This is a genomic window from Legionella clemsonensis, from assembly GCF_002240035.1.
GTDB classification, from domain to species: domain Bacteria; phylum Pseudomonadota; class Gammaproteobacteria; order Legionellales; family Legionellaceae; genus Tatlockia; species Tatlockia clemsonensis.
Map to the genome: position 1 here is coordinate 504,954 of NZ_CP016397.1, position 23,592 is coordinate 528,545.

Below are 23,592 nucleotides of genomic sequence, written 5' to 3' on the forward strand. Positions count from 1 at the left end.
TGCGCTAATTTATAAAATTTTGTAAATATTTATCGCAAAACTGTTAAGCATTCAGGTATAATGGCAATATTTGAAAACCTAAAGAGCTATCATGATTGCTGTATTGGAAGCTTATCGTGCCGGATTGTTACAAAGACACCATTGGTTGCGTAATATTATTTCAGGGGTTATTGTCGGTGTTGTTGCTCTACCACTTGCCATGGCCTTTGCCATCGCCTCAGGGGCTAAGCCTGAACAAGGTCTATATACAGCAATTGTGGCAGGCTTATTGGTCTCAATCTTTGGGGGTAGCCGCTTACAAATTGCAGGGCCTACCGGCGCTTTTATCGTTATTCTGTCAGGGATTACCGCTAAATACGGTATTGAGGGACTGCAAATCGCGACCATCCTGGCAGGTATAATTTTGCTTGTTCTTGGTATTGCAAGGCTTGGCTCAGTCATAAAATTCATTCCTGATCCAGTTATCGTGGGTTTTACTGCAGGCATTGCTGTTATTATTTGGGTCGGCCAGTGGAAAGACTTTTTTGGTTTGCCAGTGGTAACCGGTGAGCATTTTCATGAAAAACTGTGGCATCTGTTGCAGGTATTCCCACAACTTAGTTTGACAACGACAGCTTTAGCTCTTTTATCCTTACTGTTAGTAAAATATTCATTCAAATTACCGCGATTAAAACGTGTTCCTGGGCCTTTAGTGGCATTAGTAGTAGCGACAAGTTTGCAAGCTATTTTTCAGTTTGAGGGGGTTGCTACAATCGGCAGTACTTTTGGCGGCATTCCCCAAGGGTTGCCAAATTTTCATTGGCCAGAGATTACCCTTGCTCGCTTAAGTGAACTCATGGGGCCTGCGTTTGCTATTGCAATGCTTGGAGCCATTGAATCCCTGTTATCTGCGGTGGTCGCTGACGGCATGGCAGGTACCAAGCACAACTCAAATCAAGAATTAATTGGTCAAGGTTTGGCAAATATCGCAGCCCCATTATTTGGCGGGTTTGCTGCAACAGGAGCCATTGCAAGGACGGCAACTAATATTCGTAACGGTGGTAATAGCCCCTTAGCCGGAATTGTGCATACAATTACCTTGCTTGTAATTATTCTCTGCCTTGCACCACTGGCGGTTCATGTCCCACTGGCAGTTCTGGCCGCAATCTTATTTGTTGTCGCCTGGAATATGAGCGAAGCGAAACATTTTATTAAAATGCTTCAACGTGCACCACGTGCTGATGTTGCTATTTTGTTGGTTACTTTCTTTTTGACCATCAGTGTTGATTTAATCATTGCTGTCTATGTAGGTGTCTTTTTGGCCATGGTGCAATTTTTACGTCGGATGGCTCGGAGTGTGGAAGTTCAGGCGGTGAAAGAAGATGAACTGCAACAGGTTATTCAGGAGCAGGGGTTATCAATGCTTTTGCAAGAGGTTTTGGTCTATGCCGTGGAAGGGCCATTTTTCTTTGGTGCGGCTGAAAAATTTGAATGTGCGTTGGAGAATACCCATACCGAACCTAAATTTTTAATCATTCGCCTAGGATGGGTTCCGTTCATGGATATCACTGGTTTACAAACTCTGGAAGAAGTTATAGTCAATCTACATAAGCGTGATGTTCGTGTGATGTTAACAGGAGTAAATCCTCAGGTGCAGGTAAAGCTTGAAAAAGCAGGAATTGTTGAGTTAATAGGAAAAGAAAATATCCTGCACGATTTTTCAGCGGCACTACATATTTGCGCACGCTACATCCATTCTTCTGAGCAGTTGCAACTTAAGCCGACTCTGCAGGGGGGGCTTGGCTAAAAAGTTCAGTCAAACTAAAAGAAAGGGTTTTCTGCAGCTCAATATCTGTTTTGCTTAATACCTGACGCCAGGGCGTGGACTGAGGTGACGCCTCCCTTTCTAACTCTTCATGAGTAGGAAGCGGATAGGGTAAATGTTGGGTTAGCCAGTAAAGACTAACCTGACTTAAGTTGCGACTAAGCATTAACTCATCTGTGCTAGTGCTATGGATTAGCCCGGCATTCATTAATTCATTGATCATATCATCAACATTGACCGCGAAAGGTTGTGAGCTTGAATAAATCAATGCTTCACGACTTAAACCACGACCTACTTTTTGGGCAAGCCAAAGTTGATGTAACCAAAGCAATGCATGAGAGAAGCCATCAATCGGAATTCCAGGACGTCTTTTATAATGAACTGACAGTGCGTAACTGATTTCGGCACCTAAAAGGGTGATCACCCATACCCAGTAAACCCAAACAAAAAAGATAGGAACGGTTGCAAAAGCTCCATACAACAATTGATAAGTATCGTATTGGGTTAAATAATAGGCAAAGGCTTGTTTGGCTGATTCAAATAAAATAGCCGCGACCACTCCACCCCAAAGACCATCTACAAGTTTAACGGGACAATTGGGTACCACGACATACAAAAAGGTAAAGCCAACCAGTGATAGGAAAAAAGGGACACTGTTAAGTACAAATGGTGGCGCTTGATGTGTTTGAATGATAGGCATGGATAAAACATAAGAACTCGCGGCCAGACTTAAACCAAGCAGCACAGGACCAAGGGATAAAATAGCCCAATAGAGCAAAAATGCAGCAACACCGCGTCTGGAGGTATGGGTTTTCCAGATTTTATTCATGGCCTTTTCTATAGTCACCATGACTAACAAGGCCGTTACAAATAAAAAGGCAACGCCCCATATCGATAATTTAGAAACCTGGGCAGAAAATTGCTGTAAGTAATCCTGGATAATTTTACCTGTTGCCGGCACAAAATTTTGAAAAATAAAATCTTGAACAGGGCCTGACAAATTTTGAAACACGGGAAAGGAGGACAACAGTGCTAAACCAACACTCATTAAAGGGACTACAGCAAGTAGACTGGTAAATGCCAGAGCAGATGCTCTATAAGTACAATCGTCTTTAATAAAATGTTCAACCACAAATAACACAAAGCGTTTGGCTTCATGAAATTTCGTGAGAGCGATAGTTTTCCAGTCCTTGAAAAGAGTAGTCATTGTATTATTTCATCACTAAATTACTTCTAATAAAAAGTTATATTCTTAATGTTGCATAAGCTGAGCCAAAATAGCTAGGTTTTTGAAATGTTAATATTATAATTCTTGCCAGAAAGGGAAGAAATATTATGCTTTCTATCAACGAAATGAGCTCTTTAAGATTTCAACCTTTAATAGGTTAAATAGAGCGAGAGAGATAAATCTTAATTGGTCATAAGTAAATCTAACTATATGGTGCAGCATAACATAGATTCCTAATTTGCTTTAAGCATTGCCATTTATCTTTAATTTGCGAAAACAAACAGCTGATACATTTATCTTCGTTGATAACGGCTTTACCTTATTTTCACCTAACTCAAGCAAATTATGCTCACTTTGGATTTTTATTTTCTGTGGAAATATTATTTAAGATTGCTATTTTTATCAAGGTATGTTGACATTTTCTCTCAGAAAAATAAGGAATAAAAAATGTTGACTCTCTATCATAACCCACGTTGCTCCAAATCACGTGCTTGCTTGCAATTATTGCAAGAAGCATCTATTCCTATAACCGTGGTAGATTATACGCGTCAAGGTTTGTCCTACGAACTCTTGGAACGGTTTGCGGATAAATTAAGTCTGGATACTATAATTCGAAAAAATGAGGCTATCTATAAAGAATTAAATTTATCTGCGGAGGATAAAGGGACAGTTTTGCGTGCGGTGATAAACCATCCACAGCTTTTGCAAAGACCCATTGCTGTTTTAGGTGAAAAAATTGTTCTTGCACGTCCTCCTGAAAAAATATGGGAGCTTGTCCATGAGTAAGCCTTATGTTCTTGTTCTTTATTATTCCCGTCATGGAGCTACTGCTCAACTTGCCCAATACATTGCTCGCGGTGTAGAAAGTGTTGCAGGGATAGAAGCACGATTACGTACGGTTCCGCCTGTCTCTCCCACCTGTGAAGCGGTGGATAAAACTATTCCTGATACAGGGGCTCTTTATGCAACGTTAGATGATTTGCGTGATTGCCATGGGTTAGCACTTGGCAGCCCTACCCGGTTTGGCAATATGGCATCACCATTAAAATATTTTTTAGATACAACAACACCATTATGGCTTGCTGGTGATTTAGTAGATAAGCCTGCTTGTGTGTTTTCTTCTACTGCCTCTATGCATGGTGGTCAGGAAACGACGCTAGTAAGTATGATGCTACCCTTACTGCACCATGGCATGATGATAATTGGCTTGCCTTATACAGAGCCTGCTCTTAATGAAACACAAACAGGTGGCACACCTTATGGCGTAACTCATGTAGCTGGCGCTTTAAGTAATAATCCTTTGAGTCAGGATGAGATTTCCCTGGCCAAGTGTTTAGGAAAAAGACTGGCCAAAATTAGCCTTCAGACTGCTTTATAATTTGTAATGAAATACTTGTAATTGGAAAAAAGTCTCAGTAAGGTGACTACTCTTTTTCTTTTGAGTGAAGTAGTGAAAGTAATTACTTTTAATGCAAATGGTATTCGCTCTGCAGCGCGCAACGGGTTTTATGATTGGTTGGCTGAGCAAGAGGTTGATTTTGTTTGTATTCAGGAAACAAAAGCCCAAATGAACAATATTGCTGATGAACTTTTTTATCCAGAGAATTATTTTTGTGAATATTACGATGCCCAAAAGAAAGGATACAGTGGCGTTGCAATATACGCGCGTCACAAACCTTTAAAAGTGATAAAAGGGCTAGGTTTTGATTATTGTGATAATGAAGGTCGCTATTTACAATTCGATTACCCAAAACTAAGTGTGGTTTCTCTGTATCTGCCTTCTGGTACGAGTGGTGAGGTTCGTCAAGCGGTTAAATTCGATTTTTTGGAACGTTTTGCCAAACATTTGCTAAGCTTGAAAAACGAGGGACGCGAATTAATCCTTTGTGGGGATTATAACATTGCCCATAAAAAAATTGATTTAAAAAATTGGCGCGGGAATCAAAAAAATTCAGGTTTTTTGCCTGAAGAAAGAGCTTGGATGGATCAGCTCTTTGGTCCTATGGGTTTCATTGATGCCTTTCGCATTGTGAATCAGGAAGAGGGGCAATATACATGGTGGTCCTATCGTAGCCCTACTGCCAGAGAAAAAAACGTTGGTTGGAGAATTGATTATCAAGTAATAACGCCGGGATTAATGAATCATGTGGTACAAGCGACGATACATCAGGATACTCGTTGGTCTGATCATGCGCCATTAATGATTGAATATGCAGGGGAGTGGTATGCTTAAGATCGCAAGCTGGAATGTTAATTCTATTAAAATACGCCTTGAGCAGGTATTAAATTGGTTGCAGTCGACCGATATTCATGTTTTAGCGATGCAGGAAACAAAGCTTGTTGATGAGCTTTTTCCCGTCAATATATTTACTGAGTTAGGTTATCATGTGGCTTTTACAGGCCAGAAAAGTTATAACGGCGTCGCACTCGTTAGTCAGCATCCTCTTTCAGATATTGTTAAAGAGCTTCCTGATTTTGAGGATACTCAGCGACGTGTATTAGCTGCAACTATCGGTGATATACGCTTTGTTAATCTTTATGTCCCCAATGGTTCAGATTTGGCCTCTGAAAAATATTCCTATAAGCTCGCCTGGTTGGAAAAAACAAAAGCCTTTATTAAACAACAATTAACTTTATATCCCAAACTGGTGGTTCTGGGAGATTTTAATATTGCGCCCGAGGACAAAGACGTGCATGATCCATTAGAATGGCAGAATTGCGTCATGGTAAGTCCAGCAGAAAGACAAGCTTTTGCTGATTTACTTGCTTTAGGTTTAACGGATACTTTTCGCAATTTTCCCCAGGAAGAGCAGTCTTTTACTTGGTGGGACTATCGAGCAGGTGCCTTCAGGCGTAATCGAGGTTTACGCATTGATCATATTTTATTAAGTGCCGAATTAAACTGTTTATGCACCTCCTCAAAAATAGATAAGATCCCTCGTAAATGGGAACGACCGTCTGATCATGCACCTATTTGGGTTGAAATTTCAGATTAGGTAAGCTATTCGAAATTTATCATTAAAATAAGGAAATAACTAACATGTATAAAATGATTGCCAGTGGCATATTCGCGTTATTAACTTGCTCCTTTGCTTTTACAAGTTATGCAGAAACGGCCGAAGAGGTCTTAACCATGGGTAAAACAACCTCGGCTGCAATGCAACAATCAATGACCCCTAAACAAGCCCTGCAACGTTTGAAAGAGGGGAATCAACGTTTTTTAAGTAATACCAAATTAAGCCGTGATTATCTCACACAGGCGAAACGTTCTTCTTATGGACAGTTTCCCTGGGCAGTGGTGTTAAATTGCATGGATTCACGCTCTGTGCCTGAGTTATTGTTTGACCAGGGACTTGCTGATCTGTTTATCCTGCGGGTCGCCGGAAATGTTTTAAATGACGACATTTTGGGAAGTCTGGAGTTTGCAACAAAAGCAGCAGGCTCGCGTTTAATTGTAGTGCTGGGGCATACTTCTTGTGGTGCTGTAGCTGGAGCGTGTAAAGATGTAAATTTGGGGCATCTGGATCATGTGCTTGATAAAATAAAACCTGTTATAGCTCCTACAGAAAAAGAGACAGGCATTAGTGATTGTGCAAAACCAGAGTTAATTGACGCTATTGCTAAAAATAATGCATTAAATGTTGCGCGCCAAATTCGGGAACAAAGCCCTATTATTCGTAATCTGCTCGATAAGGGACAAATTGGTATTGTGGCTGGTGTTCATGATTTAAGAACAGGAAAGGTAACCTTTTTCGAGGAGGAGCGATTGATACCTTCTACACAGAAAAATCAAAGTCAACCTACTTCGAATAGGTAAGGAAATCCATAGAAAACGTTATTCTGAACGAAGTGAAGAATCTCCAAAATAGGGTTCGGATTTTATTTATTCCTAGAAGATTATTCATGCGGCTTACGTTCTATTTAGAATGACGAGATGTACAACATGAAATTTGATTAAAAGATAGGTCTGGCTTGTATGCCTGCCAAGAGAATTGATCTATCATTGAAAATCTGATAATGTTGCGCGTCCTGTATGAGAGTATGGTGCCTGGCATACGTTCAGGTGGCGATACTTGTTTAACTTAGAGAGTGGTATTATGAAAACGTCTATTCATCCCGAGTACAAAGCGATTACTGTGACTTGCAGTTGTGGCCATGCCTTTGAAACTCGCTCAACTTTGGCTCAAGACTTAAGCATTGAGGTCTGCGCAAACTGCCATCCATTTTATACTGGGAAACAAAAATTGGTAGATACTGGTGGTCGAGTTCAAAAATTTCGTGATCGTTATAATCTTAAAAAAGATAAGGTGAAGTAATTTATCTATTTTTTCATTTATTGGTCAGTAAAATAGTACCAGGCGCAACAAAAAGTGCGCCTTTTTTTTTCAAAATGACTGTTCATCGCTAACATTTTTCTATATGATTTTTCGCCGAGATGTACCAAAAGAGAGTAAATATTTTGGATAAAGAGGTATTAAAAGAACGGGCGTTGACATACCATGAGTTTCCTGTACCAGGGAAATTGGCTGTTCACGTTACTAAATCAACTAACTCGCAAGATGATTTATCGCTTGCTTATACACCAGGTGTGGCAGCGCCTGTGCTTGCTATTGCCGAAAACTCTGAAAATGTATTTCGCTATACAGCGAAAGGAAATTTGGTAGCTGTCATGACCAATGGAACAGCCGTGCTCGGTCTTGGTGACGTGGGGCCTTTAGCCAGTAAACCAGTCATGGAAGGTAAAGCTGTATTATTTAAACGTTTTGCAGATATCGATGTTTTTGATATAGAAGTTGATGCAGAAGATTCTCAGGCTTTCATCGCAACAGCAAAGCGAATAGCCCCTACTTTTGGCGGTATTAATCTTGAAGACATAAAAGCGCCTGAATGTTTTGAGATAGAGCAAGCTTTAATCGAACAGTTAAATATTCCAGTTTTTCACGATGATCAACACGGGACAGCCATTGTTGTTGCAGCTGGATTGCTTAATGCACTCGAATTGCAACAAAAAGATCTTTCCGAAGTAAATATTGTTTGTATTGGCGCCGGTGCGGCAGGCATTGCTTCCATGCGTCTACTCGTTGCTTTAGGTGCTGATAAAGAAAAAATGCTACTTCTAGACAGTAAGGGTGTCATTCATTCAGGACGCGAAGATTTAAATCCTTACAAATTTGCCTTTGCTCGCAAAACCGAGCGACGAACACTTGCCGATGCGCTACAAGATGCTGATGTATTTATTGGTGTTGCCAAACCTGATCTGCTCAATGCAGAGCTATTACAACTCATGGCGCCCAAGCCAGTAATTTTTGCATTATCCAACCCCGATCCGGAAATACGGCCAGAAATTGCTCACAAAGTGCGCGACGACTTAATTATTGCAACAGGACGCAGCGATTTTCCCAATCAGGTGAATAATGTACTTTGTTTTCCCTATATCTTTCGCGGAGCGCTGGATGTTCGTGCAACGTGCATCAACCAATCAATGCAGATTGCTGCTGTTGAAGCGATTCGTCAACTGGTGCAAGAACCAGTACCTCAAATCGTTAAGGACAATTATCCTGGTGTAACCAACTGGGAATTTGGCCCCCATTATATTATCCCCAAACCCATAGACCCTCGCCTGAAGGAGAGGGTAGCACTTGCTGTTGCCAAAGCGGCAATAACAAGTGGTGTCAGCCGGGCTGTTCCTCCCATCGATTAAAATCAGTCCGTGCTTAACCTAGAAGAAATGAAGGAGCTCATTTTGTATAGTAAGAATGAAAGACAATATATGTTTATGGCCTGGACAATTTGTGCTCTGGGTGCCGTATATTATAGTTATGAATATTTTTTGCGCATTTCTCCCAGCGTAATGGAGCATGCACTACGTGATCATTTTAACTTATCAGCGACTGGCTTTGGTTTGCTCTCGGCATTTTACTACTATGCCTATGTTCCCTTACAATTACCGGTTGGTGTTCTTTTAGATCGCTACGGCCCCAGACTTTTAATCACACTGGCGTGCCTTATTTGTGTTATTGGTACATTTATTTTTGCAGGCACTAACGTTTTTTGGATAGCTGCAACAGGACGATTTTTGGTTGGTTTTGGTTCTGCCTTTGCTTTCGTAGGTGTCTTAAAATTAGCTACTATTTGGTTGCCTGAGGATAAATTAGCTATGGTATCAGGTATGGCTGCAGCCCTGGGTACTATTGGAGCTATGATTGGCGATAATTTATTGGGCAGTTTGGTTTTAAAAATTGGCTGGCGGGAAACGGTCAATTTAACTGCCTTTTTTGGAATCGGTTTAGCTTTTATATTGTGGCTTGGAATTAGAGATAAGAAAAGCCATCAACGTAGAAGTGGTACAGTCGATACTTTTAAAAAAAATATGATCGATCTCGGACTTATTGCTAAAAACAAACAAATTTGGATAAATGGCTTGTTTGGCTGCCTGGTGTATTTACCGACTACAGTGTTTGCAGAATTATGGGGTATCCCTTATTTAAGACATGCCCACAATCTAACGCAAGAGTCTGCTGATTTTGCGAATTCTTTATTGTTTTTGGGCTTTACCATTGGTGCACCTTTAATGGGTTATATCTCTGATAAACTTAAGCGTCGTAAGCCACCTATGCTATTGGGAGCCACCGGAGCAGGCATTATAATGATGATTATTCTTTATTTGCCTGGATTAACTTCAACGCAAATTAACCTGTTAATGTTTGTTTTGGGGCTGCTTTATAGTGCTCAATGCATTATTTTTGCAGTTGGTCGCGAACTGAGTCCAAGTGAAGCTGCTGGTACTGCTATGGCGATGACGAATATGATCGTCATGCTTGGAGCCATGCTTTTACAACCTTTGGTAGGACATTTGCTGGACTTAAGCTTATCAAGCCATTTAGCCAATATTCCTTTGCAGGATATTCCAGTTGATAAACTACAGCAATTGTATACAGCAGATGACTATCAGTTTGCGTTGTCAATTATTCCTATAGGCATCATTATCGCTGCTATATTAACTTTTTTCCTTAAAGAAACTTATGCTAATGCAGATAACTAATATTTCCATCGGTAGAAGACAAGCTCTCTTCGGCAGTTTAATGTGTGCTGTAGGAGCTTTCTTCTACTGTTATGAATTTGTCTTAAGAATTATTCCTGGAGCTCTTCAGAGTGAATTGAGTGCAGCATTTGGTCATATTTCAGCAACGACGTTTGGCCAGCTTTCTGCTCTTTATTATTTCGCCTATTCACCCATGCAGTTACCAGTAGGAATGCTTATGGATCGTTATGGGCCTCGTCGCCTGTTAACATTCGCCTGCTTTTGTTGTGCTTTGGGTTCCTGGATGTTTACCATCACTTCCTCCATGTTTATTGCTGGTTGCGGACGCTTCTTGGTAGGCTTTGGTTCATCTTTTGCCTTTGTAGGCGTGTTATCTCTAGCAATGCATTGGCTACCTAGACGATATTTTTCATTAGTAGCAGGATTAATAACGACTTTAGGAATGTTAGGGCTTGTTTACGGTGAAGTAAAGATTACCGATATAGCGGTTACCGTGGGGTGGCATCATGTACTAAATCTTATGGTAGTGATTGGCGCTGTATTAACGTTTGTGACTTTCTTTGTTGTTCGTGATGGACCTGAAGGCCACTCTTCTCATAAGTATGCTTTACCGGAATTTTTTGCAAATGTCTGGTCGGTTTTAACTTCACCTCAAGTATGGCTCATTGGTTTTGTAGGTGCTTGCCTATATACCTCTCTTTCAGTTTTTGGAGAATTATGGGGTAAAAGTTATTTAGAGCAGGCACACCATTTAACAAAAGTTGAAGCAGCAAGAACCGTCTCAGCCATGTTTTTAGGTTGGGCCGTGGGTGCACCAGTAGCGGGATATTTATCTGACCGTAGTGGTCGTCGCGTTCTTCCTTTAACCATTGGGGCCGTTTTAGCTTTGGTTTGTATAAGTTTCGTTCTTTATTACCCAGGCCTATCTTATTTTTGGTTAAATGTTCTTCTGTTTTTATACGGCGCATTCAGTGCAACAGAAATCATTGTCTTTATCATGGGTAAAGAAAACAGTGGGGCAAAATTGTCCGGAACAGTTTTCGCTGCAGTTAACATGATAGTTACCTTGGGTGGCGTGGTATTCCAACCTCTCGTCGGCAAACTTCTAGATACCTTTGGGGATAGTGGTATTGTGGGTGGCGAACATATTTATACGGTTGTGGATTACCAAATTGCTCTATCAATTTTACCCATCTCGTTACTTATGGTGACTATTCTTGCTTTCTTTATGAAGGATGTTAAAGCAACGCATTAAAAAGGAAGAGATCACTCCGTTTAAATGAGGCTATAGCTCTTCCTTTTTAAGACATACCACCGGAGTAATTCCAGAATGCCCCTTGCAATATCACATTAAAACAATCTTTAATAAGCAGCGTTCATATTCACTATATTTAGACTTCAATCCATCTTTGGCAGTTCATCAAATCGTTGCAAAGCGGGTGTTTTGTCCTCCCAAGATGAGCGGCTGGCATAATAAATGTGAGCCGTTGGTTCGAGGAAGGTATCATCATCTACCGTCCCTGCTGGTAAAGCCACATGAGAATTTTCCTCCTGCCTAGGAAGTGGGCTACCACAAATATTGCAGAATGCTCGTTGCTTTCTTGTCCCTTCTAATTTGAAATAGCTAATATTATCTTGACCCTTTTCCCACACTAATTGAGCATTATTAAAGAAAACAGTGGCCCCATGCATTGTACCAGTTTCTTTTCTACATCGGCTGCAATGGCATAAATACATTGCTTTTGGTTTTTCTCCTGTGATGATATAGTGGCAAGAACCGCATAAACATTCACCTTTATATTGATTCATTACAAAACTCCCTCTAACTCTAAATTATAAACGACTAGCAATCGAACTCTATAGCGAAATCATTTTCACCTGAATTAATTGAAAAAACCAAAAAGTGCTGTTTCTTTATTAAAATGATGATTTGCCTAGACTCCCACTTCTGATCTCAACGGCATTTTAAAAATTGATTTTGCTTTGTCAGGAAGAGTAGCTTCGTATTTAGCAGCCCAAGAGCATTATAGAAATAAATAGCATTTAATGGCTTTGCAATACATTCAATACCCAGAGATTCACTCCAAAGTTCATAATTAAGTGAGTATCAGGGGATTATTCAAGTCACCCTCCTGCAAGTGATAATCGTTATTGTTCGCTTCAGTTCTACTACGTTTATTAAAAAAATTAACATCAGTTTCAAGGCTATTTCGCATTTCGATCCTCGTAGTATCTTTTTTCGTGTCATCTAAAAGATCAGTTTTTTCGGTATGAACTTCACTAGGTATGGTAGATTCATTTAGATTTCTCTCTACAGATATAATTAACTGAGGTACTATTTTTGATGCTTTTCTTTTTCTTCCTGTTTCTTCTGAATAATGTCCTAAGTATCCTTCCTGAAATAAAGCATGTAATGGTTTAGATGAGAAAAATATATCTTTCGATAAAAAGTTACTACTGCGTTTATCACGCAATAAATAAATGGTTACTGCATCTACATTTTTTAAAACATTTCCTTTTTGATCTTGAGCATAAAGATGGGCCTCAACCAAGTCATATTGATTGAGATCAATGTCCTCACTTAAAGAAAGAAGTGATGGTTCAATCGTTTCTGTTATTTCATCATTTGAGTTATTGTTATTATTATCGGAGTAGTTTTGATCGTTGCGCTTTTTTAATTCTGTTATTTCAGGTGGCAAAATATTCTCGATCACCAGTTTTTGCAAAATACAACCTAATAATAAGGGGGTAACAACCTTAGGTGATAAACTATGACAAAGCATTGCAATTAAATCGCTTGGACTCTTGAAATTGTCATTTTTTTCTATGGAAAGTATCAATTTTTCAGTGAATTGTTTTGACATTCCTTGTATTAAAGATAATTCAGGAATATAAGGTGCGCGACGTTTGTCCCAAAAACTGAACTCTAAAACATTACCGTAGAGTGTGGGTGTTTTGTACTTCGAGTGCATCAATCGGTGTCTTTCAAAAGTACCGTTCTTTTTGTTTTCCCCATTTAAATTAGCTGTAAATGTGATACGCCCAGTTTTAGGTTGCAAATTAACGGATAACCCTTTTTGTAGTTTAGAGTCTTTTCTATCTTTACCATCTAACTTTGGAAAAACTTCAAGACATTTTCTGCCTGAAATAATCAAATAGTCCTTGTTTAATGCGTCATTTCTTTGTTTGCAGAGAAGATAAGTGCGTAATAGTTTGAGGAATGCTTCTGTATCTTTCATTGGCAAACGCAAGCCTGTTACTTTTGTTTTTTCTGTCATGATTTGACGTAAAGGTTCATATTTTTTTACTTCATTTTGCGAAAATAAATATTGTTCTGGTTTACGCGCTTTTGGATGTAATTTTATACCTTTCATTTGAAAATTAGTTGCAATAATATAATTACGTTCACGATCTGTTGCAGTAAAATTAGCATGATTGATGGTAATGCTTTCAGAAAACCAATATTCACTTCGTGCTTTAAATAAATCTCTGATATGCTCATGGACTTTTGCTTGGGCTGCTGCTTTTGGTAAATTTTCAGCGATTACAATATCTGGTAACAGCAGTGCATAGGCAGTTTTAAAATCTTGCATGAAGATGAGGTCGTTTGTAGTATTTTTTGAACCACGATTTGCAGACGAGTAACTACCACAGGAAGCCGTTTGAGAAAAAAGTACTTTTATTTCTAAAATACTATCATTTTTCTCAGATTCATAGGGAACCGCGTGTTTTAATTGCTCAATTGTAAGACCATATTCTTCAAAAATTTTATTATCCTCAATAATTGTTTTGTGAAGACCTTTATCATTTAATAAGGAGCTACCATAAAAAAATCTAGCTTGAATCACAATTGTAATAGTTTTATCTAAAAATAATTCAGATAACTTACTTTGTATCTTGTCAATAATAGCTTGTTCACTTGCACCCATATTGACGCACCAAACAATTAGTTTAACTGTTTGAAATTTCGATTTCCTATTGCCATTGTTGTCAAAATTACCCAAACGTGTAATTTCTTCTTTCAGGTATTGAGGTAAGGTGGTAAAATTTTGGTCTAATTGGGTTAGTAATTGTTTTGTCGAATTTGAAGGTTCATCGGTTGTAACTAAAGGGTTGAAAGGTAGAGAAGTCTCTAATTGCATTTGGTTTTCTAACGTTTCTTTCAATAGTTGAAAGTCGAAATTTTTAACTATCTCCTCAATGATTAAGCCCTCATTATTTTCAATGTCTTCAATGATTTGTCTCGCAATATTATTACCCAGCTTTTGATAAACATGATTAATTGTAGATTCAAAAGGAACAAATATAGTCCTATCATCAATATTGGTACTTTGATGGGTTGCCTTGCGTTCTATATAATTTGCAAAATGCTGCGCTAGTTGCCTAGATCCCAAATCGATTAAACATTTATGAAAATCCAATAAATCCTGAGCTGTGAGATGTGTTTTTATGTTGTTTGGCATATTTCTATCTATGATTCAAATGAATATTATTCAATCATAAAGAAAAAAATTAATCCATAGGCTCAATTAACATCTATGTTTAATATTTGACTTTCATGAGTTGCTTTCTCGTTTACTTGAGGTATAAATTCTTTAACTGTGTGCCAATCATTAGAATTCACAAATTTTTATTCGTTTTTTTTGGGATAAATCAGCTTCCGAGCGTGGCAAGGAATCTCCTATGCCTAATTATTTCATACCTTTATATACTGTAGAGTCGCCTTCGTTCCATAAAACAATCTGTTTTATCTTCTGAATTTTCCATTCATCCTTTGATGATTTACTCAATTCAAAATTATAAATGACATGAGAATCAAATTTTTTGCCCTCTCTATCTCGTCTATAAATAATCGCATTTACTCTACAATATGAGCATTTTTCTTCAGACTTAATCTCTAAATTTGAAAATAGATGCTGTGTTTTTAAGTGACCTAATGTTTCTTTTCTGGAATTAACGTACTCACTTTTAGTATAAGTACCTGTTTTTCCTCTAAAGTCTTGATAGTCACACTCAATGTGATCCATTAATGTACTTTCTAATCCCGCCCAATCTTTGATATCAAAGCTATTTGCAAATTTAAATAATAGATTAGGGATAGTGTTCATGATAAATATTCCTATTTATTATTGTACAAGCTCAGCAAGCTTCGTTAGCGTACTTGCGACAATCAGGTTGGTGAGAATTATTAGGAAAGTAATATTCCAGTTACAGCTACGTGTCAACTTAGGTAGATTGCCAATAAGCAAATTAAAAATAATTTAACATCACCGATTCTTTCCCAGGAATTTTTTTCATTTCAGTGCGGGCTTCTGTGATTCTATCGATTAGTTTGTATCCAGTGCATCAGCAATCTTGTCGACTCCTAATAAATAAGCTAATGGTCCGGCTAAACTTGCTATAGACATGTAAGTTGCTGCAAGTAATCGAGTAGAAGGGCTCCCACAAACAGCAAGTTTAGAGAGAAGTAACCAGTGATCCTAGGGTAAAGAACAATCACAATGCTATTTATAAAATTAATTTACAGAAAAAAACCATATTTTATCTAAATTTATAAACAACAAGGCGTCATTCTAAGCAAAGCGAAGGATTGTAATTTGTGCAAGATCACGGTGTTAAATTATTCAAAATGATATGAGGTGGCCCTGAATTCCTTTATTCTTTGAATTTACTTTAAGTAAAAATTGGGATACCTTTAAAATTTTACTTCAATGTCAGGCATTCAGAATCTTTTAAGACTCTGAATTTAGTAATTTATCAATTTATTGAAAGGAAGCAATATCTTGAGAAAATATTTACTCGGTTTAAGCTTTTTAGCGCTTAGTCAAGCTATTTCCGCTCATCCTATTGCTCAACCCACGTCTTGTATTACCTCTCAATTTTCAGCAGTAGGTGACCAATATTGGAAAACAGTCACTTTAAGGTTGACCAATAGTTGCGGAAAACCGGTTGATTTTCAAAATACGACGGTCACCTTTAAAAGTACCACAGCTATTAACACTTCATTCTGGGGGAGTTTTCACCTTTATCCTACCCGGATAATGCATTAAACATTAGCTCGCAAGATCAAGGTGATGGTACTTTTTTAGCTACATTCAATTTACATTTTCCTTCTTATCCTGGGGCGAATTCTCAATTACCAGCGGGTAACTCTATTCAAATTAAATACGGCGTCAGTACTGACAACCACATGGACGGAAGTACTACTGTGTATTTAGGTACAACAGTGGAAGCAGGAACCCTAGTTTTAAATAATACTTCAAATAAACCCTCCGATGTGGCGCAAAATTATGCCCTTGTCCATTTATTTCTAAATGGACGAGTCGTTAATACTATTCAATTGCCTTGGGCATCGAGCATCACGTTGCCAGGATTAGCTGCTGGAAACTATAATTTATCCGCCGAAACGGTATCTGCTAGCAATGGCAATAATTACCACGGGACAGTGCAACCCAGTAATGTCATTATAGAAGACCAACAAACAGTCAACGCGACAGTCAGCTACACGCTTGCCGAACGATTGGGGAAAGTAGCAATTAGTGTACAGGAACTGCCTTCTGTACTCACAGGTTACACGCAAAGCCCTACTGTGTTGTTGACCCACAGTCAGACAGGGAATTCTGTTTCGCAAACAGTAGCCTGGAATTCCTCAACCACTATTTCTCAATTAAAAGAGGGCAGTGTCTATAACCTTTCCACTGAGGCAATTAGTTACAATGGTTATACATGTAGCCCAACGTTTACGCCTGATAATCTAACTGCGAATGCTACTACCACTCCAGCAAGCCAACTAACCTATCAATGTATCCAGGTTAATCAGCATCTTGTTCCTTTCAATGTAACAGGTGCACCACCCTCGCTTGCCTCTTTGAAAATCACGCTCACACCCAGTGATCATTCAGCTCCTGTAATCGAAACAATTAATTTAAATAATGGGGCTGGCTCAAGTTCAATATTACTTACTGAGGGATTAATTTATACAATATCTGCAGAAACGGTTGCAGGTTATACAATAAAGTTCTCTCCCCAACCATTAACGGTTGTCGCTAATGCAGTAGAAACCATAACGCTTAGCCCGGAAAGTACCCGTACTCCTGTCGCAATAAACGGGCAGTTAACTGTTTGCGGTACCAAGCTTTGTAATCAACATGGCACTCCTATTCAGCTGAAAGGAATGAGTTCCCATGGTTTACAGTGGTATGGCCAAGGTAAATGCATTACTTCGCAATCATTGGATGTGCTGGTTGAAAACTTCAAAGCGAATGTATTTCGAGTCGCTTTGTACGTTCAAGAAGGTGGTTATGAAACGAATCCAGCAAAATTTACTCAGGAAGTAAGTGCTTTAATCAATGAGGCTTACAATCGAGGTATTTACGTCATAGTGGATTGGCATATATTAAACCCTGGTGATCCTAACTATAATCTCACAAGAGCGAAGCAGTTTTTTACTGAGATAGCCACTATTCATAAAGATAAAAATAATGTTCTCTATGAAATTGCCAATGAACCTAATGGTGTAAGTTGGGCAACCATTAAAAGTTATGCCGATCAAATTATTCCTGTTATTAGAGCTATCGACACCAAAGCGCCTATTCTTATAGGCACTCGCGGATGGAGCTCCCTAGGAGTGTCAGAGGGGCAAACTTACCAAGAAATTGTGAATAATCCCGTGCAATTTCCCAATGTGATGTATACTTTTCATTTTTATGCGGCTTCCCACAGAGATAACTATCTGAGTGCATTGGATAATGCCTCCCAAGTATTACCCATCTTTGTCACCGAATTTGGTACCCAAACCTTTAGTGGAGATGGAGCGAATGATTTTGCCATGTCTGACCGCTACATGCAGCTTATGGCCAATAAGCAGATCGGCTGGACAAACTGGAACTATTCGGATGATTTTCGTTCCGGGGCAATTTGGAAAACCAATACATGTGCCAGTGGCGCATGGGTAGACAGCAATTTAAAAGAAGCCGGGGTTTATATAAAAAATAAAATTCTGACCCCTTAGCATACATAGGTACCTACGGGTACTTGTCTCTTGAATTTAAATCCCAGTCGGTTTGCTCAAAGCCTGTACTATCGTTGAATGCCTATTCCTTGTGTGCATTAGACAAGTTATTTGCTCCACCTGCATTGTAAGCATTCACACTGGATACAGCGGGAACATTGGTTAATATTAGGTGTACGAATAAATTCAGCGGTGAGCGATTAAGAAGTAGGGATTCAAGAATTGTCATCTTTAGCTGAATATAGCTACGAGCTCTTGCGCCGGCTGTCGTTTTAAAGGATTACAACTGATAAAGCGGCTTACTGGGAATGAAATAATTTTACTATGGCTATAATAATGTCGGGTAAATTCTGTGTCATGATTGGAAATAATTACAGTAATGCCGCGTGCTGCACTTTCCATTGCTAACCGTGCCAAATCGATATGATCTTCTTCTTTGAATTTTTTATGAGTATAAGAGGCAAAATTGGCGCTGGAAGACAGTGGAGTATAAGGCGGGTCGCAATAAATTAAATCGCCGGCTTCTGCTTGCTTAAACGTTTGTCGAAAATCACCCATACAAAATTCTGCGTTGTTACTTTTTTGAAAAAAAAGCTGCATCTCATGACGTGGAAAATAGGGCTTAACATAGCGACCAAAAGGTACATTATAAATTCCCTGTTTATTGTAACGACACAGGCCATTGTAACCATGTCTGTTTAAATAAAGAAAGAGAGCTGCTTTATAACGTAAGTCTTTACTTCGATTAAACTCTTCACGAAAAAAATAGTATTTATCTTCACAATTATTCGTATTAGAAAAAAATTGAGCACAATAGTCTATGAAAGAAGTGCCTTCCTGTTGAAGCAACTGGTAAAGTATCACTAAATCTCTGTTTTCTTCCGCGAGTAAATAACTAGGGTAGTTTGTGTTAATAAAGACGGCTCCGGAACCTGTAAAAGGTTCTATAAGACGCTTGGCAGGAGGTAGGGAGCCAAGTATTTGCTCAATACAGCGGTATTTATTACCCGCCCATTTCAGAAAGGGTTTTGTTTTATTCATAGAAGAAGCATTTATTATTACGACAGCAGTATTACTCAATATTTGCAAAATGAACAGAGGTAAAAATCGATTTAGTGGTCATCATTTATTTAAGGTTGACGCTCTCTGGTTGCTCTGGTTATGATGCACACACATTAGAATAGACGTTGGATTAGGTGGCGTGGACGAGCTTAATGAATTACTTAAACCTTCCTGGGGCTCTGAGCAATGGATTTTAGAAGGCTGGAATCAGATTACTGCAGAGGAAAAGGCACTGATAAAACGTCGGATGGATAAATTATTTAAAAATGGTCTACCTTTTGAATTAAAACACGACAAAATTCTCTACATTTATGCATTTTCAATGCTAGCCCAGTTAGAGGTTTTAGCGATTCAAGTCCCACTAAAATTTGAAGCCAGGATGTCTTTGCCAGAGCATCGACAACGCATGCGAACTCAATTATTGGATGAAATTTTTCATGGAATGGTCTTTACCAAAATTGTTTATTTACTGTGTTCCCCTCATGCTTTACCACCTGCTTACAATGAAGAGATAGAAATTCTGTGTAATTTTATTCGTAACGAGGATTGTCCAAAGATTGCAGTCGTCTTATTAAACTTAATTGGAGAAGGCTGGATTGAGGAAATTTTTAAAAGCCTGCATAAAGCAGGTATAGCCCCGGAAGTATTCTCAACCATTATTGAAGATGAGCACCGTCACGTTTGTGAGGCTGATCTCTATAAAGATATAGGCTTGCCTGATATGGAGCTTGTGCGTTACAAGCTTGCGTTTCTGGAGAAGCAATTAGTTACTAATATTTTTTTACAGTATAAATACATGTTTTCTATTTCCACTCTTTTAGGGGTGGATGGTGCTTTTGAATTTCTTCGTAATTTATATGATAAACATTTGGAACAGCTTGCCAAAATTGATATTGAGCCAAGTGAGGATTGGATTTTTGTAATGAATATGTGGGAAGAAATTTTTCCCAAAATTCAGGATTACACTCAAAATTGTTACGAAGTTGAGATGACACCCATTCGAAAAGTCTTTATGACGCAGTGGGAAAATCCAAACGATCCAACCATGGTGGGAGAGTTCAGTATTAACGTGAGTTGCCTTGATTTCTTTAATAAGAAGTTTCCGCCTGAAACACTCACTACACTTATGTTACAAACAATTAGCAAAGGTTTAAAAGAAAACGTTTCATGGCGCTCGTTTCTTAGTCACGGCAAAATGTATCAAAGCAAAGAGGCCTATGTCGGACTCATAGTTAAATTACCGGATTGTGAAGATCATATCGGAACTATTGTTTTTGAAAACTGCCATATGACAACAATCCAGCAATTGTCCTTAAATATCAGAAAAATTCTGCAGATGATGGTTTATTGCTTTAAAAAACGAGAGGAATTAGAAAGGGAGCATCCTTTTTTAAAAAATACCGTAGATAAAGCACTCTATGATTATAGGAATGGCTTTTATCCCTATCCAATTCCTGGTAATGCAGTGGTTTCATTAAGCAATATTGGCTTTTTTGGTTATACCGGTACGAAATCGCCTCTTCGCGCTAACGAGGCAATGAAGTATACCCTTCTTGAGATTGAGCGCAAACCTGTTTGGAACAAGGAAACACAAGCCTTTGAGCCCCAAGACATGCTTCCTGTATCAATAAGCGCAGATCATCGTATTTTTGATGGAAATTCACCGGTACCTCGATTAGTGCAGCAGTATTTCAACCAAATGTTTGAAAAGATGATGGTGGAGCGCTCTTTAAAACCCCAGCTTCCTCGAACTCCGGATAAGAAATTTATTAAATTATGTGAGCAGTTGGTAGCTAATAATTTAGAGCTAGGTTATAAAGCGTTGCTAATACTCCAGACTTATTGGATGGATCCTATGGCATTTGAACATCTATTGGATAGCAATTTTGCTAAAAAAATGATGGCTCATTTTAAGTGGCAAGAGCTAGCTTAACGTCGATTAAAAAATTAAATACAGTGGATTGTCATAGACAAAGGTGCTAAAGAGCAAAAGTAAGCAAACCCAAGGCTATTAATACAATAAATACTAAACTGATATTTCCGCCTGGGACTAGTTGAATACCACCTTCAGGATCAACCGCCCTTGCGCGCCAAGTCATGATTGCAGGCAACAGCAGCAGCAATACCACACAACATATTCCGGCATAGCTTAAAGCATGAAGATAAATACCTGGATTAACCAAAACTACGGCTAAAGGAGGAGCAAATGTCAGTGCTAAAGTCCATTTACCCTGGATACCTGATTTTTTTAAAGCCAAGCCATCTGCAAGAAAATCGAATAAGCCAATTGAAACGCCTAAAAAAGCAGTCACCATACATATAGAAGTAAAAAATCCAAAAAATCCAGTTATCCAGTCACTATTTACTGCATTGGATAAAGCATTTGTTAAACCACTTGTAGCATGCTCATCGGTCATTAAAGCAATTAACCCATTATTTCCTTCGCGTGCCACAACCCCCATAATTACTGCATCCCACAAAATATAACAGGTTAACGGTATCAGGGAGCCAAATAAAATAACCTTGCGTAACGTCTTAATATCATCATTAAAATATTCACGTAGACTGGGTACGATGGAAGCAAAGCCAAATGAGGTAACCAGAATCATTAAACTGCCAGTGATGGCTTTTAACGAACCTCCACTTAAAGTATTCAAATTAACATGAGGGCTAATAATGATAACTAACAGAATATAGACACCAAGTTTACCAAACATGAGTCCACGGTTTACATAATCTACAGCACGAATTCCAGCGTAAACCACAACACTAAATAGTAAGGTAAAAATAAAAGAAGTAAGCCCGCTGGGTAAACCAATATGTGCTTTCGCCAAAATACTTCCCAGTACATCACTGCCTCCAGAAATATAAGCTGCTAGCAGGGTGTAGAGAAGGAAAAGATAAGTAATCCAGGCAATGACTTGTCCTGGTACGCCGAGTGTTGATTTGGCCATGGAAACCATGTTACTGCCTGAGGGGAGTCGCAAGTTAACCTCCAGAATCAGCAAGGCACCTACGGTCATAATGAGCCAACACATAACCAGGAAAAAAACAGAGTTGGTAAATCCCACTTCTGCTGTTGACACAGGTAACGCCAGCATCCCGCCGCCAATGGAGGTCCCAACAATTAATAAGATACCACCAATAAATTTTGAGTTAGGCACGATTACATTCCATTTGTAAAAAAATCAAACAATATGATAAATTGCAATTCTGCTTGCTGTCAATACTTTTAACTTCCCTTAGCATACCTAGTTAGAACATTAATTGCCAACTCGCATTGATAAGTAAAACCAGTGAAAAAATAATAACTACCCATTGTGAAAATTTACCACCTGGTACCGTATAACGAGAGGAGAATTTTCTTCTACCACTGACTGTCATTAGGGCAGGCAACAGAAGCAGTAAAATAATACAAAAAATACCAGCATAACTTAATGCATGAATGTAAGCTCCTGGGTAATAAATTACAATGAGAAGTGGAGGAAGGAATGTCAGCAAAAATAAGGCCAAACCTTGGCGGCCTTTTTGTTCCATATTTAAACCATCAGCCAAAAAACTTATCAGGCAGAGCGAGACTCCTAAAAAAGCAGTCAGCATGCAAATAGAGGTAAAGAAATTAAAAAGAGAGCTAATTAGCGCATTATTTACAGTATTTGAAAGGTTTTTTGCCAAGGTGCTGGTTGTATGTGGATCTTGCATTAATGCAGCCAAACCATTAGATCCCTCTGTTGGCAAACTGCCCATAATCACTGCATCCCATGCCAAATAACAAAACAGAGGAATAAGGGAGCCAATGAGCACAACTTTTTTTAGCGTTTGAATGTCATCGTTAAAATAGTCACGTAAATTGGGAACGATAATTGCGAAGCCAAAGGAAGTAATTAGGATCATTACAGTGCCTGTAATATAACGATAATCACCACCTTCAATGTTGGCCATATTGATATGAGGAGCTATTAATACTACTAATATAAGATAAGCTCCCAATTTGCCAAACATTAAAGCACGATTTAGTAAATCTACTCGACGAATTCCCCCATAAACCACAAGACCAAAAAGAATCGTAAAAATTAAACTGTCTTGCCATTCACTCAATGAAAGGCCTATCCGCGTAAATAAACTGCCAAAGACATCTGCTCCCCCGAAATATAGGCCGATAATAAGGTATAAAGTAAAAATAGATAACTCAACCAGGCAATAAGAAGACCTGGTTTACCCAGGGTTGATGCAGCCATTGAAACCATGTGTTTACCTGGAGGCAAGTACAGATTGGCTTCCAGAATAAACAAGGCACCTAAAGTCATTGCACCCCAGCAAATTAATAAAAAAAATGATGACTGCCAAAAACCGGTAGCCGCATTTGCAACAGGCAATGCAAGCATTCCCCCACCTATAGACGTACCGACAATTAAAAGAATGCCACCAATAAATCTGGATTTCAT

Annotated in this window: 19 protein-coding genes and 1 pseudogene; 13 read left to right on the forward strand and 7 right to left on the reverse strand. The window is 38.7% G+C overall.

The genetic code is table 11. The annotated features are described in order from the left end of the window. The first annotated feature begins 91 nt into the window (after positions 1-91). Positions 92-1,786, forward strand: coding sequence for a SulP family inorganic anion transporter (locus clem_RS02150; protein ID WP_094090112.1), 1,695 nt, complete (start codon positions 92-94; stop codon positions 1,784-1,786). Here clem_RS02150 and clem_RS02155 read toward each other — a convergent pair. After that, positions 1,755-3,011 carry a YihY family inner membrane protein gene (locus tag clem_RS02155; RefSeq protein WP_094090113.1) on the reverse strand — a complete coding sequence of 419 codons (1,257 nt, stop codon included), beginning with the start codon at positions 3,009-3,011 and terminating at the stop codon, positions 1,755-1,757. The two genes, clem_RS02150 and clem_RS02155, sit on opposite strands and share 32 nt — an antisense overlap. 468 nt (positions 3,012-3,479) lie before the next feature. On the opposite strand from clem_RS02155, the gene clem_RS02160 reads away from it, so the two are divergent. From clem_RS02160 to clem_RS02200, 9 genes are all read left to right on the forward strand, one after another. Beyond that, positions 3,480-3,818, forward strand: a complete 339-nt coding sequence (locus clem_RS02160; protein ID WP_094090114.1) for an ArsC/Spx/MgsR family protein — start codon at positions 3,480-3,482, stop codon at positions 3,816-3,818. Next, positions 3,811-4,410: an NAD(P)H:quinone oxidoreductase gene (wrbA, locus tag clem_RS02165; protein WP_094090115.1), complete on the forward strand. Its 600-nt coding sequence runs from the start codon at positions 3,811-3,813 to the stop codon at positions 4,408-4,410. The genes clem_RS02160 and wrbA overlap by 8 nt, the downstream gene beginning before the upstream one ends. A 72-nt stretch (positions 4,411-4,482) precedes the next feature. Beyond that, complete coding sequence (locus clem_RS02170) at positions 4,483-5,265, forward strand: exodeoxyribonuclease III (protein WP_094092243.1); 783 nt, start codon at positions 4,483-4,485, stop codon at positions 5,263-5,265. Further along, positions 5,258-6,028: an exodeoxyribonuclease III gene (xth, locus tag clem_RS02175; RefSeq protein WP_094090116.1), complete on the forward strand. Its 771-nt coding sequence runs from the start codon at positions 5,258-5,260 to the stop codon at positions 6,026-6,028. Before clem_RS02170 ends, xth begins: the two co-directional genes overlap by 8 nt. Before the next feature lie 44 nt (positions 6,029-6,072). Next, on the forward strand, positions 6,073-6,849 hold the full coding sequence (locus clem_RS02180; RefSeq protein WP_232505528.1) for a carbonic anhydrase: 777 nt from the start codon (positions 6,073-6,075) through the stop codon (positions 6,847-6,849). Positions 6,850-7,129: 280 nt separating this feature from the next. Continuing rightward, on the forward strand, positions 7,130-7,348 hold the full coding sequence (gene rpmE / locus clem_RS02185; protein ID WP_094090117.1) for a 50S ribosomal protein L31: 219 nt from the start codon (positions 7,130-7,132) through the stop codon (positions 7,346-7,348). Positions 7,349-7,491: 143 nt separating this feature from the next. Further along, positions 7,492-8,733 (forward strand): malic enzyme-like NAD(P)-binding protein, encoded by a 1,242-nt coding sequence (locus clem_RS02190; RefSeq protein WP_094092245.1) that lies wholly within the window; start codon positions 7,492-7,494, stop codon positions 8,731-8,733. Between the two features lie 27 nt (positions 8,734-8,760). After that, positions 8,761-10,074, forward strand: coding sequence for an MFS transporter (locus clem_RS02195; RefSeq protein WP_408606873.1), 1,314 nt, complete (start codon positions 8,761-8,763; stop codon positions 10,072-10,074). Further along, entirely contained in the window at positions 10,061-11,329 is a 1,269-nt protein-coding gene (locus tag clem_RS02200) for an MFS transporter (RefSeq protein WP_408606899.1), read from the forward strand. The genes clem_RS02195 and clem_RS02200 overlap by 14 nt, the downstream gene beginning before the upstream one ends. Positions 11,330-11,472: 143 nt before the next feature. On the opposite strand, the gene clem_RS02205 is transcribed toward clem_RS02200, so the two are convergent. The 3 genes from clem_RS02205 to clem_RS02215 form a co-directional block, all read right to left on the reverse strand. After that, positions 11,473-11,883 carry a GFA family protein gene (locus clem_RS02205; RefSeq protein WP_094090120.1) on the reverse strand — a complete coding sequence of 137 codons (411 nt, stop codon included), beginning with the start codon at positions 11,881-11,883 and terminating at the stop codon, positions 11,473-11,475. A gap of 287 nt (positions 11,884-12,170) precedes the next feature. Next, a complete protein-coding gene (locus clem_RS02210; RefSeq protein WP_094090121.1) occupies positions 12,171-14,537 on the reverse strand; it encodes a hypothetical protein in 2,367 nt (788 codons plus the stop codon). Between the two features lie 228 nt (positions 14,538-14,765). Continuing rightward, positions 14,766-15,182, reverse strand: coding sequence for a nuclear transport factor 2 family protein (locus tag clem_RS02215; RefSeq protein WP_094090122.1), 417 nt, complete (start codon positions 15,180-15,182; stop codon positions 14,766-14,768). A 675-nt stretch (positions 15,183-15,857) separates the two neighbouring features. Between clem_RS02215 and clem_RS02220 the strand changes: the two genes are divergently transcribed. Together clem_RS02220 and clem_RS02225 are read left to right on the forward strand one after the other, a co-directional pair. Continuing rightward, entirely contained in the window at positions 15,858-16,124 is a 267-nt protein-coding gene (locus tag clem_RS02220; protein ID WP_094090123.1) for a hypothetical protein, read from the forward strand. Between the two features lie 140 nt (positions 16,125-16,264). Next, complete coding sequence (locus tag clem_RS02225; RefSeq protein WP_094090124.1) at positions 16,265-18,085, forward strand: glycoside hydrolase family 5 protein; 1,821 nt, start codon at positions 16,265-16,267, stop codon at positions 18,083-18,085. A gap of 231 nt (positions 18,086-18,316) precedes the next feature. Here clem_RS02225 and clem_RS02230 read toward each other — a convergent pair whose 3' ends face one another. Continuing rightward, on the reverse strand, positions 18,317-19,126 hold the full coding sequence (locus clem_RS02230; protein WP_094090125.1) for a Dam family site-specific DNA-(adenine-N6)-methyltransferase: 810 nt from the start codon (positions 19,124-19,126) through the stop codon (positions 18,317-18,319). A gap of 160 nt (positions 19,127-19,286) precedes the next feature. Here clem_RS02230 and clem_RS02235 point away from each other — a divergent pair, with 160 nt between their 5' ends. After that, on the forward strand, positions 19,287-21,080 hold the full coding sequence (locus tag clem_RS02235; RefSeq protein ID WP_094090126.1) for a 2-oxo acid dehydrogenase subunit E2: 1,794 nt from the start codon (positions 19,287-19,289) through the stop codon (positions 21,078-21,080). 46 nt (positions 21,081-21,126) lie between these two features. On the opposite strand, the gene clem_RS02240 is transcribed toward clem_RS02235, so the two are convergent. Together clem_RS02240 and clem_RS02245 are read right to left on the reverse strand one after the other, a co-directional pair. Continuing rightward, complete coding sequence (locus tag clem_RS02240; protein ID WP_094090127.1) at positions 21,127-22,311, reverse strand: amino acid permease; 1,185 nt, start codon at positions 22,309-22,311, stop codon at positions 21,127-21,129. A gap of 91 nt (positions 22,312-22,402) precedes the next feature. Continuing rightward, positions 22,403-23,592, reverse strand: a pseudogene (locus clem_RS02245) (amino acid permease).